Consider the following 13,945-nt stretch of genomic DNA (forward strand, 5'->3'; position numbering starts at 1 on the left):
CAAGGGTGGTTGACTAATAGGGAGGGATTCTGATGGCACGCGGTAAAAGACTCTGGTCTATTTCTACTTCGCTCGTATTGTGTACAACCCTGCTTTTTGCCTGTTCAAACAATTCCAACAATACGAACAGTACCAGTACTCCAAGTAATAATGCTGGCACCACTGCAAAACCAACGAATGATGGGGGAACAAAAGAAAATACGGAGAAAAAGGTCATTACCATCACCTATCGCGATGACGGAATCGGCGAGGAAGGTGTGATGTACAAATGGATTCAAGAGATTGCAGCGAATTATCCGGACAAAAATGTAGAGATTAAGGCAACTCCGATTCAGGCGTCAGAAGGCGACTATTTTGCCAAGATTGCATTGGCATTGAAGTCCAAGGATACCGCACCGGATATCGTGACGGAAGATACGTTTATTCTGAATTCGGATGCGAGTGCCGGTTATCTTGAATCGCTGGGTGATAAAGTGAAGGGCTGGGAAGATTGGACGAACGGCTCTTTCATTGAGGCATTGAAAAAAGGGGTAACTGCAAGCGACGGCAAGGTTTACGGGGTCCCTTACAATACAGATTCCAGGGGATTATGGTACAACAAGACACTCTTCAAGCAAGCCGGACTGCCTGAAGAATGGACACCTAAGAACTGGGATGAAGTACTGGACGCAGCTAGAACGATCAAGAGCAAATTGCCTGACGTCGTGCCAATCTGGATGAATATGGGCAAGGCAACCGGTGAAGCAACATCCATGCAGACTTATGAGATGCTGCTCTACGGTACTGGTGAGAGACTTTACGACAACGACACAGGCAAATGGATTACAAAAAGCCAAGGCATCGTTGATGCGTTGACATTTATCCAGACGATTAACAAAGAGAAGCTTGGACCACCATTGTCGAAGGTGCTGAATGGTCAAGCGGGCAATACAGCCACTCGTGAATATTTGCCGCAAGGCAAGCTTGCAATTTCGCTCGACGGTTCGTGGATTACAGGCAACTATCTGGAAGGCGGCGCAGCACCATGGCCGGAATATAAAGACGTTCTTGGCTTCGCTCCAATGCCTACAAGCAAAGGTCAGGCTCCAGGCTCTATCACCCTTGCAGGCGGCTGGGCATTATCCATTCCGGCGAACGCGCAGCACAAAGATGAGGCGTGGGAAGTTATTAAATTCGCACTCAACAAAGAAAACTCGAAAAAGCTTGTTATTGCATCCGGTAATATCACCGTTCGTGCGGACGTAGGAACTGATCCAGAGTATACTCAAATGCCATTTAACCAAATCGCAACAGACTATCTGAAGAATGCCGAGTTCCGTCCTGCGCAGGATAAATATCCGGAGGTATCGACACAAATTCAGACGATGGTCGAGTCCGTTGCATCAGGAACATCAGCACAGGATGCAGCGAATAAATATGCCCAGGACGTTACTCGAACGGTAGGCGAGGATAACATTTTAGAAAAATAATAGAAAATGGCTTGCTCAAGCCCTTCCTATAGACGTGGCTGCTTGAGCAAGTCTTCTTTTCATCTTGCAAGCGGAGGAGGAAGACGAGAATGAGCAGTTTGGCCGTTCAAGGCATGGAGAAGCGGCGAAAAACATGGACCTGGGTTTATTTTTTACTGCCCTCCGTGGCGATCATGCTGGTGTTTTTTATTTATCCAATTCTACTGACAGTATTCTATTCCTTTACTAACCTTGCTCTAACGGGAGAAGCTGCCAAGGATTTGCAGTTTGTTGGGCTTGATAACTATACGCGAATGTTCGAGGATCCGACGGTACGGACCAGCATTTGGAATACACTCGTATTTCTGATCGGTTCAGCTGTCATAGGTCAGCAGGTATTAGGCTTCTTGATCGCACTCTTCATGAAACACAGAAATAAATGGTTTCGCAGAGTCATCGGTACCATTGTATTAGCGGGCTGGGTTACGCCGGAGATCGTGTGCGCGTTGTGCTTGTACAGCTTTTTCGGCGATGAAGGGACTCTGAATGCTATTCTGCAATCCTTTGGTATGAGTGAGGTTACTTGGCTGTATACCGTTCCGATGATTACGATCATCCTCGCAAATATTTGGCATGGGACAGCCTTCTCGATGCTAGTGTTCCAGGCGGCATTAGATGATGTACCAAGCGAGATTGAGGAAGCTGCTATTGTGGATGGAGCTTCAAAATGGCAGGTATTGATGCGGGTAACGATCCCATACATAAAAGAAACCATTACGACCAACATGATGCTTGTAACGCTTCAGACACTAGGGGTGTTTGGTCTGATTTACGCCATGACAGGCGGGGGGCCAGGAACATCCACGACCACATTGCCAATCTTTATGTATAATCAGGCGTTCGTCAATTATCAGCTTGGTTATGGTACGGCCATTTCATTGTTGCTGCTGTTCATCGGTATCATCCTGAGCTTGTTCTATATCCGCTCGATGAAAGAGTAAACGGACAAGGAGAACAATTGTATGAGTGCAAAACAACGAAAATGGATTTTTCAAATATTGCCTTACTCCATATTGGCTTTAATCGGAGTCTGCTTCCTGCTCCCCCTGTTATGGGTGCTAGTAGCCTCCGTTGATACAAATGCGATGCAATCCTTGAAGACGCCAACTCATCTGACAGGCAATAACTATGTAGACGTACTGACGAACAAAGACAATCAGCGCGCCTTTCTGATCGGCCTCTTTATGTCTGGTGGCCAAGCTGTTCTGGTCGTTATACTTGGCTTGCTTGCGGCCTATCCGTTGTCACGTTATCAACTTAAATATAAGAAACCATTTATGCTGACCATCCTGTTTATGACCTCATTGCCAATAACAGCGGTTATGGTGCCGGTATATCAATTGTTCCTGAGTCTTAAGTTGTATAACAATATCTTTGGCGTTATTCTGTTCTTTGTAGCATCTGCTATGCCGTATGGCATATGGATGCTGAAGAACTTTATGGACTCTGTGCCTTCCGAGCTGGAAGAAGCGGCATGGATTGATGGAGCTTCCGTGTTCGTAGGGATCCGAAAGGTGGTTGCACCACTCATGATTCCAGGTATTTGTACTGTAGCGATCTTTACCTTCTCCGGCAGTTGGGGGAACTTCTTTGTACCGTACATCCTGCTGCAATCCCCGGAGAATTTCCCGGCTTCACTTAAGATCTACCAATTTTTCGGACAATATGGCATGGCCGACTACGGCAAGTTAGCCGCATTCTCCGTCATGTACGCCATTCCATCGGTGATGCTGTATATCTTGTCCCAGCGCTTTATGTCCAAAGGCTTTGGCATGCAGGGTGGGATGAAGGGATAGGGTAGAGGTGAGGGCATAGTGGGTAATCAGAAAAAACCTTGAAAGGGTTTGTGCCTTTCAAGGTTTTTTGGTTTGTTTATTATGGTGAGATATTCAAGAATATTTCTTACCCATATACATACCAAGCGCGGACAGAGGCTTTAAAGGTTAGCATCCCAGGTTCAATCGAAGTCCCGGTGTCGCCGGCCGGCATAGAAGCCGCCTTGAACATGACTGGCTCGAAGCCGTTCCGGGATGTTTCCATGACCTTGCAAGGAATGGCAGACAGGGAGACACCAAGGGTTGCGGCAACGGCAAGTGCCTTCGCACCGGCGTCGCGTACGGCCAAGGTTAATGCCTCGCGCTGAGCTTCATCTGCGTGTGAGGAACGGAACATCACATCGGATACCATGTTTGCTCCCGCGGCAACAGCGGCATCGATAATTTGTCCCGTATCCTTCGCTCCGTCAATCGTGACGCGTAATAGATGAACGGCTCTGTATCCTCGGAAAACTTGCTTTCCGTCTATAAAATCGTATTGCGGCTCGATTGTAAATTGCGCGGTTGAGATATTCTCCCGTGGTACTCCTTGGGACAACAGAGCATTTATGATAGCTTCGATCTTCTCAGCATTACTCGCCTGAAGTTCTCCTAGGCCTTCGCCTTCCTGAGCAACGCCTAGAGTGACAACAGTCTCGTCTGGAACAGCCACTGTCATTCCCTCACCGATAACCTCAATCGTAAACTCACAAGAAGGCTGATACTGCTCCTTCAATACAATCGACCTCCTTTTCAGTTGTACCGTCTCTTTCTATATAGACGTGAAGTGGACTAGAGATGTTTCTGAGAGCTGCGACCTATTTACTTCACCACTAAACAACAATACCAAATTAAGGTAAAATGGTACATATGGACTATTATTCTTCCAAATCATTCATGTTACAATTCGGAAGTCATCCGTAACTTTAACGTCTACAGCTAATATAGCACAATCACGTTTAAGGTGATTTGTGCTTTTTTGCATTGCTTCACGTTGTAATAAACCCAATATAATCTCTTCGTTTCCATAAACTTGAAACGCATTGGAGTTATACCCGTATGAATGAAAATTATAAATGAGAGGAGCACACAATCATATGAGAGTCATCCTTTTAGTTAAAGATCCAGAGCAGGGATTGAGGCAGATTGATGATCGGGAATGGGATTCTACGATGATCGCCTCTTTGGAGCATGTGAACTATTTGACCGTTCATGGTGAGGAGTACCAGACACTGGAAGGGAAGTTGAACGTTGATGCCGGGCAATTAGAGCTCCTTCTAGTGAAAATGAATAATAAGACATTATAGATGGAAAGAAGGTACACGGTATGCAAGAAGAGAGAAAACAGGACCAGCTAAAATCTAAAGTGTTCACCAAGGAAGGAGTACCACTCAAGGTGCTCTCCACCTCCCTAGGTCTTGCTTTATTAGCTAATGTGGCAGCTGCACCTATCCATGCGGAAGCGACTTCCCCAGCAGCAACGGAGTCTCCAAGTCCAAGCCCAACAGCCATATCTAGTACAAACGCTGGACCGAAGCTTGTTGAATGGTCTAGTGAAGCAGTAAAGCGATATTATGATCCTGCAGTTGACTGGAATTTGCCATTGCCATCAGATAAAGAACTAGAAGAAGCGGAAGCCGTAGAGCCGAGTGCGCAGGTAACAACCGGTTCCACCGGCGGCGGAACAACGATTATTAATCAATCTTCTGGTTTCGGATGGGATGACCTCATGTTGTACCATTTGCTGTTTAACAGCGGGAATTCCTATTCTTCACAATCCTGGGCATCTTCCCATCGTTCCTACTATTATGGCAGCAGCCGTCCATATGAGCCTAAGAGTTATTCCAATGGATCCTTCCAGAATAAACCGGTTGTAGGTTCATCCGTTGCACCAAAGACGTCCAATTCGACAGGTTCGATCACTCGTCGTTCCACCTCGTCTACTGCTGGCGGAATTGGCGGCAAATCCAGCGGATTTAGCTCCTCTTCATCGGGCGCCTCTTCTAGTTCCTCTTCAAGCTCCGTTTCATCTGGAGGCTTCGGAGGATGACAGCTGAGGTATTCAAAGTGATTGGAGAGCCTGACGAGAACCGAACTTGTAAAGTTGAACAATTAAAGGATATGGGGTTCGCTTGGGCGGACCTGGATACTGAATCCTATTGGATTGATCAGGTTGTAGGAATGGATAGAGGAATTTATGAGGAGCTTGAAAGAGCTTCCAGGCAGCTTTGGTTAATTCTAGATAAAGCCGCACGTTACATACACGGCAAACATGACCTTTATCATCTGATTGGTATACCAACGATTTTGTGGGACTTAATCGATCAATTACCTATACCAGCAGAAGGTTTCATGAGCAGATATGCAAGGTTCGATTTTGCCATTTCAGCTGAGGGCAGTATCAAAATGCTTGAATTAAATGCGGATACCCCAACAGGTTACGTAGAGGCATCTATTGCTACACCTTGGCTATGTAGTCAAGCCGGTATAGACTCCGTTAATGACAAAATGAAAGATCAGATCGCATCAGCATGGGCAATCGAGAAGCCAGACACTGTTGCTTGTGTAGCGTATGGTACGCATCTGGAGGATTCCGGGACGATTGAAGCATTAGCTAAACATAGCGGACTCAAGCTTCAGTTAGAGGACTGCTTGAATTTGTGGGTGGACAATGGGGTTCTGAAGAACGGGCAGGGGAATCCAATCAAGAGAATGTTCGCGCTTTATCCGAAGGAGTGGATGGCGCATGATGATGGAGGAGAAGCTTTAGCCTATTCGATCGAGAAGGGTTACTTGCATTTGTTCAACTCGGTGCATAGTATTCTGCTCCAATCCAAAGGGCTGCAGGCCGCTGCGTGGGGATTGTATGAACTAGGCGTATTATTCGATAGACAAGAACGTGAAGTAATCGAGAAATATATGCTGCCGACCTATAACAAACCGGTATTTGATGGGGATTTTGTATCCAAATCGATGTTTGGACGTGAAGGTGGTTCTGTAAAAATGTTTGACCAAATTGGTCAGCTCGAGATTGAAGATCAAGAAGCCTTTGATACGAGTGAGCTCTTTCCTGTTGTTTATCAGAAGCGGACTAATTTATCCCTCATTCATACAGCAGTAGGTGAGTTCCACTTGCTAGTAGGTATGTTCGTCATCAATTGCGAACCTTGTGGTCTTCTTGGTCGGGCTGGAGGGCCTATTACTGGTAATTCAAGCCACTTTATCCCGATTGGAGTGTTATAACAAGATGAAAAATATAACAATAATCATGTGTACTTTGCTGCTTTGCATATTGCTCAGTTCGTGTGCAACCAATAATCCAGAATATGTGTTTAGTACCAGTTCAGATACTGGTACATGGACAACTTCTCAAGATACTTACGTTTCATCTACCCCAGCGCCGACACCAGCTCCTCTAGTAACGGAGGTTCCATGGGATTATCGGATCGTTGAAGAGAAGGTTGGTGATATTGTTGGCAGCGATATGACGATCGTTCCGGATAACATCCTTCTTCCGAATGACGATAACTATGCAACAGGGGATAAAGTCTGGATTCTTCAATATATGGATGCAGAGTTAACAACGGATGACCAGAAACGAAGCCAGATCAAACTGTCGACATGGAATACGTTGAAATCTTTTAAGACGGAGAAGAATGCTACAGCGGACTTGGCTACTTTAAAAGAATCCATTCAAACCGAAGTTGATTTGGTTGGTGTATATAAGACAGAGAATGCAGGTAAAACGCGTGATTTTGCTGTTATCAGCCTTCCATCCGGTAACGTAGTCAAACAACCAATTAGTGATGAGAAGTATGCAGCACTTAAGACAAAATCCAAAGTTAAAGTAAATCTCGAACAAGTTCACTTATATAGTGACTACGATCAAGTATATTCGAAATTCCGGGGGTGGGCTCAATGACGATATTTATCAATCTTGTAGTTAGTGTAGTTGTAATTATCATTCTTCAATTGGCCGGCATGTTGATCTTTAGTTTAATGACGCCATTTAATGACTTGGATGAGCTGAAAAAAGGCAATATGGCAGTAGGCTTAGCGTTTGGCGGTAAATTTTTATCAACAGCCCTGATCATCGGTGTTTCGGCTTATACGAATACATCGATATGGCATATGATGTTATGGTTTTTAGTAGGTTACTTTATACTAATCATCTCCTATTGGATATTCGAGCTCGTTACTCCAGGTATCAAAATTTCGGAGCATCTGCAAAAGGGCAATGTCGCCATTGGCGCCCTTCTATGCTTCGTATTTATTGGAACAAGCTTTGCGGTAAGCAGCTTGATTGTTTAATCTTCTGGAATTACGAAGACGGTGAAGGCAAAATGTATCCTGATTTGAATGGGAATGAAATTGATCCCTTCAAGAAATAGCTAACTCGAAAGACCATTCAAGCGTTAAACCAACGCCTAAATGGTCTTTTTCTTTCGCCAAGTCACAATTTTTACCTTACAAGTCATTTGCGTGGTAGCTAAGGATAGGGGGAGATTTCTACAATGGCTTAAGAAGTGGTACATCGCCTCCGATATCCATGGAAGGTGGTTATAAGCAGCTGAGAATGAACATGAGATGAGAATTGTAACCGCTTACTTTTTGTGGGAAATTGCGGTGAGCTTACTTACAAAAGGGAGGAGGAAGCGTTAGCTGACGGTTCGGATCCTAATACAATGGAGGTAATCACATGTTAAAAGTGGTAAGAGGCAATCGATTCTTCATTTATTTGCTCACTCTAGCTTTATTGGTTCTTCAACTGCCGTTCTCTGCAGCTGTATCTGCAGCATCACAAACCTATGAAGCGGAATCTGCGACTCGTACGGGTGGAGTTGTTGTGGCAACAGATCATACAGGCTATACCGGAACAGGCTTTGTAGGCGGCTACACGGACACGAATAAAGGAAATGCTTCCACTGCCTTCACAATTAGCGCTAGTGCAGCAGGGAGCTATACGACGGTAATAAGATACTCAAATGGTACAGGTTCAGCGAAGACTTTAAGCTTATACCTTAATGGAACGAAGCTGAAGCAAATCTCACTTCCAGCGACTACAGATTGGAACACCTGGGCGACACAATCGGAGACCGTATCTTTGAATTCCGGCAGCAATACGATTACTTATAAATTTGATACAACGGATACCGGTAATGTGAATGTAGACAATATTGTGGTCAGCGACACTTCAACAGGATCTACTCCTTCTGGAACGAACCTGGCACTAAATAAGTCGATCACCTCAAACAATAGCTACACCGGTTTCTCTGCTGCAAACGCAGTAGATGGGAATACATCTACCTACTATGAGGGTGCGGCTAACTCGTATCCAAACACGTTAACTGTGGATCTAGGCAGCGCGCAAAGCGTGAACGCAGTTGTCTTGAAGCTTCCGACTGCATGGGGAACAAGAACACAGACCTTATCGGTCTCAACCAGTACAGACAACAACACTTACAGTACTGCTGCTGCATCTAATACCTACACTTTTAATCCTTCTTCCAGCAATACGGTTACGATTTCTTTCACAGCAGCATCTGCACGATACGTCAGAGTGAACGTCACAGCAAATTCCGGCTCTACGGCAGGCCAAGTGGCTGAGCTCGAAGTGTATGGAAGCGGGGGCACCGTGACTCCTCCTCCAACTTCACCGGCAGGAACTTATGAGGCGGAATCAGCGGTATTATCTGGCGGCGCTGCTGTGGCAGCCGATCATACAGGCTATAGTGGTACCGGCTTTGTAGGTGGTTTTATTGATTCTAATAAAGGCAATGCTTCGGCAACTTTTAATGTGAATGTGGCAGAAGCGGGCAGCTATAACGTTACGTTAAAATATGCAAATGGCTCTGGCGTCGCTCAGACACTTAGTCTATATGCGAATGGAACAAAAGCATTGCAAACTTCCCTTCCAGCTACAGCTAATTGGGATACTTGGAGCACAAAAGCCGATACTGTATCTTTAAATGCCGGCAATAACACGATCATGTACAAATACGATACAACGGACAGTGGTAATGTGAATATCGACAAAATCGATATTGCGATTGTTGTAACTCCACCAGTCACGCCACCACCAACCGGCACGTATGGAGCAACGATGCCTTATGACACATATGAAGCAGAATCTGTGACGTATACAGGCGCTGTTGTTGGTCCAAACACAACGTTTGGCAACATCGCTTCTGAAGCTTCCGGCAGAAAAGCCGTTCAGCTTACATCTGCTGGTCAATATGTGCAGTTTGCTTTAGCCAAGGCGGCCAAAGGAATAACGATCCGCTACTCGATCCCTGATAATGCAGCAGGTACAGGTATTGATTCCGCTATCAGCATGTACGTAGGTGGTATATTGTTCAAAGATGTTAATCTTACTTCCAAATACAGCTGGAACTATGGTGCATGGGGAACCGAAGGCGGGGAGATTCGCTGGTCGAATAATCCAAATGCAACACCAACAACACCACATCATTTGTATGATGAAGTATCTGTTGTATTGAGTCAGGAATTTCCGGCAGGAACGGTCATTAAGCTGCAGCGGAATGCAGCGAACCTGAACTTCAGCTCCACTGCAAATGTAACAATCGATCTGATCGAGACCGAAGCAATCCCAACGGCGTTAACAATGCCTTCTAACTATGTATCCATCACCAATTATGGTGCAGTGGCCAATGACAGTGGCGATGATACTACTGCAATTAATAATGCGATCAATGCTGTCAAAAACTCCGGCGGAACGTATAAAGGCGTATGGATTCCGACGGGTAACTTTACCCTAAATAACGGAAATAAAGGCGCAGGATACAATGGCAGCGGAACTAGATTGTACTTAGACAGTGGTGTTTCGATGAAAGGGGCAGGCGTATGGTATTCCACTCTATCCGGCAATTACGCAGGTCTCTATTTGCGAAGCGGCAATGTTACGATTTCCGATTTTAAAATCAGCGCAAACGACTTGATTCGAGATGACTATAATGGTGTCTCTGGTGTTGAAGGAAACGGTACAAATTCAACGCTTACCAATCTGTGGATCGAGCATACGAAGGTTGGCTTCTGGCTGACGAATCAGACGAATAACGCCACAATCTCCAACTCCAGGATTAGAGATGTATGGGCAGACGGACTTAATCTCCATTATGGTACATCGAATACAACGGTAACGAATAACTCGGTTCGTAATAGCGGTGATGATGGCCTTGCAATGTGGTCTGATACTTACTTGGATACAAACAATACGTTTAGCTATAACACCGTACAAATTCCTACACTTGCGAACAATATCGCGATTTATGGCGGCAAAGATAATAAGGTAATTGGCAACCTGCTGACAGACACAGTGGTTAATGGCTCAGGTATCTCGTTTGGTACTAACTTTAATCCTCCATCCATGACGGGAACGCTGACCATACAAGATAATGTGCTGATCAGAACCGGTTCCTATCATAAAGATTATGGCTACCAGATCGGTGCGATTTGGGCTTATTGGCTGAATAATACCGGCAAAGCTCAAAACCTGAGTGTAACCGTATCCGGCAATACAATTCAAGACAGTGTCTATTCCGGTATTTTTATTGAAGAACCAGCTCCAAGTATTTCGGTGACGTATGCTTCGAATACGATCACGAATCCGGGGACTTATGGGGTATATATCAGAGGTACAGCAACCGGCAGCTCAGCTTTTAATAATAATACGGTCAATGGCGCTCCTTCCGGTAAATTCTCTAATACGTCTACCAGCTTTACAGTAACAGGTTCGGGCAACAACTGGTAAGGAAGCTGTAAAAGGAACAACCCTGCTAATCTGAGCAGGGTTGTTTTGTTATGGTGTAATATTCCATCTGTTATTTTGAAACCAACGATTAAATGCATCGTATTGTACCTAATTTAGCATTTTTAAAGGAGGCTATTTATGCCTGACATCAGGATTGTTACTGATTCCACAACAGATTTGCCGAAGGAGCTGCTCGACCAGCACGAAGTGGAAGTCATTCCTTTGTCGGTATTTGTAGATGGAGAAACATACGAGGATAATGTTACGATTTCTCCGCTTGAATTTATTCAGAAGATGAAGATTGCCCCGGAATTGCCAAAAACATCACAGCCTGCGGTTGGTGTATTTCTCGAAATGTACGATCGGCTTGGGCAAAATGGAGATACGATTATTTCCATTCATATGACAAGCGGCATGAGTGGTACGTATTCCACTGCATGTGCTGCAGCAGAAATGTCCTCTAGCAATGTCGTTGTCATAGATTCACAGATGATCTCCCAAGCTCTTGGTTTCCAAGTGATAGAAGCTGCGAAGATGGCTCGTGAGGGATTAACGGTTCAACAAATTAAAGCCAGACTGATGAAGATTCTTGATAACACTACTTTGTTGGTTGTCGTGGATACGTTGGAGAATCTTGTGAAGGGCGGCAGAATTGGCAAAGCCAAAGGATGGATCAGCTCTATTCTTAGCATTAAGCCGATTGCTATGCTTGAACAGGGCATCTATACACCTGTCACCAAAGTTCGGACGTCCTCACAGATTATTAAGAGTCTGCTTGAACGATTTAACAGTGATACGGCCGGCAAAGAGATTACCGAAATAGGGATCTCGCATGCCGATAATCTCACCTTAGCCGAACGGCTTCGGGAAGAACTGAGCCGAATCACATCTATTCCAGTCCGTATACGTCCAGCAACACCGGTTATTACGACGCATACAGGACCTGGAGCAATTGGTTTTATGTATTGTGCGGAATAAAAGCAGAGCTGTCTCTTCTTATAAGAGACAGCTCTTTTTCATGGGCTCAGAGAACCTTGGCGAATTTTGTTGATTTTTCGCGAAGATTTGGTATTATATTGACGAGTTCATGGGGGGAGTCGATTGGGTGATCCGTATTACTTCGTTAATAGATAAAGGCTTTGAATATCATGTGCTGCCCCAGGGTTTGCAAATGCTCGACAATGTTCTGGCTGTAAAGTTGGAAGGCATAGAAGAGGAAGTAAGCATAAGATTAAGCTTCAGCTTTCAGAGCCGTGAATGGACGATAGATCAAGTGATTGACCCGAGTGTTCCTATCAAACAGATTTTTGATTACCAACCTGATTTATTAGCAGAAGGTTTGCGGCTCATCACGCGGATTGATGAGATGAATGGCATGGATGAAGAAGATTTCGAGGCAGCGTGCGAGCGCGGCGAATTTAAAGATATTTCTAGTTTAGCAAATTAACTGGCCTTTTTAAGAGGCTGGTTTTTTTATTTTTTGCCTCTAGCAGGAAACGAAGGCTAATACGCATAATGACTATATGAGAGATTTCTCAACTTGAATAACTTCTTAAGGAGTGTACGGATTGTGGCAAATGATCGTAACTGGGCAGGAAATTACAAGTATAGTGCATCAGAATATCTCTATCCCGAAACAGTAGAAGAAGTGCAGGATATTGTAGTTCGCAGCAGCAAAATGAGAGTGCTAGGATCAAGGCATTCTTTTAATGGAATAGCGGATACGAACGCAAGCCTGGTATGCCTTCAGAAGATGAATCGTGTTCTGGAGCTGGACAAGACCAATAACCGTGTAAAAGTTGAGGGTGGTATCCGTTACGGGGAACTTGGCGAATATCTTTATCAACAGGGCTATGCACTGCACAATCTGGCTTCGCTGCCGCATATTACAATAGCGGGTGCTATTGCAACAGCAACTCATGGCTCAGGCGACCGGAACGGCAATCTTTCAACAGCGGTATATGCGCTTGAGATTGTTAAAGCTGATGGTACAGTGGCGATATTTACTCGGGATGATGAAGATGGGCTGTTTAATGGAGCTGTTGTAGGTCTCGGTGCTCTAGGCGTAGTAACAGCAATTACACTGGACATTCTTCCATTGTTTGAGATCAGCCAATATCTCTACGAGAATCTTCCATTGGCGCAGCTCGAGAGTAACTTTGATGCGATATATTCAAGCGCTTACAGTGTTAGTCTTTTCACAGATTGGAAGGAATCCAAGTTCAACCAAGTGTGGCAGAAAAGATTGGCAGGAGAAGCTCGCCCAATAGAGGGAGTGTCTTTCTTTGAGGCTATTCCGGCAACGGAAAAACTTCATCCTGTACCAGGGCAGACGGCGGAAAATTGCAGTGAGCAGCTAGGTGTTCCGGGACCATGGCATGAGCGGCTGTCCCATTTCCGGATGGACTTTACCCCTAGTGCTGGTGAAGAGCTGCAGAGTGAATATTTTGTGGCACGCCATCATGCCTATGATGCACTGTGTGCAATCAATGAGCTAAGCGAACAGATCGCACCGCTCTTGTTTATTTCCGAGGTTCGTACAATTGCGGCGGATGAGCTGTGGCTCAGCCCGAACTATAAACAGGATTCTGTTGCATTCCATTTCACATGGAAGCCGGAGTGGGAGGCAGTTAAGCAGGTGCTACCTCTGATTGAAGCAAAGCTGGAACGATTCGATGCACGTCCTCACTGGGCTAAGCTGTACACCATGTCAGCTGAGCGTGTGCAATCGTTGTATGAGAAACTTCCAGAATTCCGTGAACTGCTGTTAAAATGTGACCCAGACGGGAAGTTCCGTAATGCGTATGTGGATGAGTATATTTTCTAGTACTAACAAGGAAACCGAGTCCCGG

General features: G+C 45.1%; 13 protein-coding genes. 12 read left to right on the top strand and 1 reads right to left on the bottom strand.

Features of this window, described 5'->3' with window-relative positions; genetic code table 11:
- Nucleotides 1-32 precede the first annotated feature (32 nt).
- The 3 genes from FHS17_RS07825 (at nucleotide 33) to FHS17_RS07835 (ending at nucleotide 3,304) form a co-directional block, all read left to right on the top strand.
- Complete coding sequence (locus FHS17_RS07825) at nucleotides 33-1,469, top strand: ABC transporter substrate-binding protein (RefSeq protein WP_167277580.1); 1,437 nt, start codon at nucleotides 33-35, stop codon at nucleotides 1,467-1,469.
- Between the two features lie 89 nt (nucleotides 1,470-1,558).
- Nucleotides 1,559-2,449, top strand: a complete 891-nt coding sequence (locus FHS17_RS07830) for a carbohydrate ABC transporter permease (RefSeq protein ID WP_167277583.1) — start codon at nucleotides 1,559-1,561, stop codon at nucleotides 2,447-2,449.
- Between the two features lie 21 nt (nucleotides 2,450-2,470).
- Nucleotides 2,471-3,304, top strand: coding sequence for a carbohydrate ABC transporter permease (locus FHS17_RS07835; RefSeq protein ID WP_167277585.1), 834 nt, complete (start codon nucleotides 2,471-2,473; stop codon nucleotides 3,302-3,304).
- 106 nt (nucleotides 3,305-3,410) lie between these two features.
- Here FHS17_RS07835 and FHS17_RS07840 read toward each other — a convergent pair whose 3' ends face one another.
- Entirely contained in the window at nucleotides 3,411-4,058 is a 648-nt protein-coding gene (locus tag FHS17_RS07840; protein ID WP_167277588.1) for an SIMPL domain-containing protein, read from the bottom strand.
- A gap of 361 nt (nucleotides 4,059-4,419) precedes the next feature.
- On the opposite strand from FHS17_RS07840, the gene FHS17_RS07845 reads away from it, so the two are divergent.
- From FHS17_RS07845 to FHS17_RS07885, 9 genes are all read left to right on the top strand, one after another.
- Entirely contained in the window at nucleotides 4,420-4,629 is a 210-nt protein-coding gene (locus FHS17_RS07845) for a hypothetical protein (protein WP_167277590.1), read from the top strand.
- A 20-nt stretch (nucleotides 4,630-4,649) separates the two neighbouring features.
- Nucleotides 4,650-5,372 (top strand): hypothetical protein, encoded by a 723-nt coding sequence (locus FHS17_RS07850; protein WP_167277593.1) that lies wholly within the window; start codon nucleotides 4,650-4,652, stop codon nucleotides 5,370-5,372.
- Entirely contained in the window at nucleotides 5,369-6,565 is a 1,197-nt protein-coding gene (locus FHS17_RS07855; RefSeq protein ID WP_167277595.1) for a glutathionylspermidine synthase family protein, read from the top strand. The genes FHS17_RS07850 and FHS17_RS07855 overlap by 4 nt, the downstream gene beginning before the upstream one ends.
- A 4-nt stretch (nucleotides 6,566-6,569) precedes the next feature.
- Nucleotides 6,570-7,244 carry a hypothetical protein gene (locus FHS17_RS07860; RefSeq protein ID WP_167277597.1) on the top strand — a complete coding sequence of 225 codons (675 nt, stop codon included), beginning with the start codon at nucleotides 6,570-6,572 and terminating at the stop codon, nucleotides 7,242-7,244.
- The gene (locus FHS17_RS07865) at nucleotides 7,241-7,633 is read left to right on the top strand and encodes a DUF350 domain-containing protein (RefSeq protein ID WP_167277599.1); all 393 of its coding nucleotides are present in this window, start codon (nucleotides 7,241-7,243) and stop codon (nucleotides 7,631-7,633) included. The genes FHS17_RS07860 and FHS17_RS07865 overlap by 4 nt, the downstream gene beginning before the upstream one ends.
- Nucleotides 7,634-8,021: 388 nt before the next feature.
- Complete coding sequence (locus tag FHS17_RS07870; protein WP_167277601.1) at nucleotides 8,022-11,093, top strand: galactose-binding domain-containing protein; 3,072 nt, start codon at nucleotides 8,022-8,024, stop codon at nucleotides 11,091-11,093.
- Nucleotides 11,094-11,231: 138 nt separating this feature from the next.
- A complete protein-coding gene (locus FHS17_RS07875) occupies nucleotides 11,232-12,071 on the top strand; it encodes a DegV family protein (protein ID WP_167277604.1) in 840 nt (279 codons plus the stop codon).
- A gap of 127 nt (nucleotides 12,072-12,198) precedes the next feature.
- The gene (locus tag FHS17_RS07880) at nucleotides 12,199-12,540 is read left to right on the top strand and encodes a hypothetical protein (RefSeq protein ID WP_167277606.1); all 342 of its coding nucleotides are present in this window, start codon (nucleotides 12,199-12,201) and stop codon (nucleotides 12,538-12,540) included.
- A gap of 123 nt (nucleotides 12,541-12,663) precedes the next feature.
- Nucleotides 12,664-13,920: an FAD-binding protein gene (locus FHS17_RS07885; RefSeq protein WP_167277608.1), complete on the top strand. Its 1,257-nt coding sequence runs from the start codon at nucleotides 12,664-12,666 to the stop codon at nucleotides 13,918-13,920.
- Nucleotides 13,921-13,945 lie beyond the last annotated feature (25 nt).

Source organism: Paenibacillus lupini, from assembly GCF_011761355.1.
Classification (GTDB): Bacteria; Bacillota; Bacilli; order Paenibacillales; family Paenibacillaceae; genus Pristimantibacillus; species Pristimantibacillus lupini.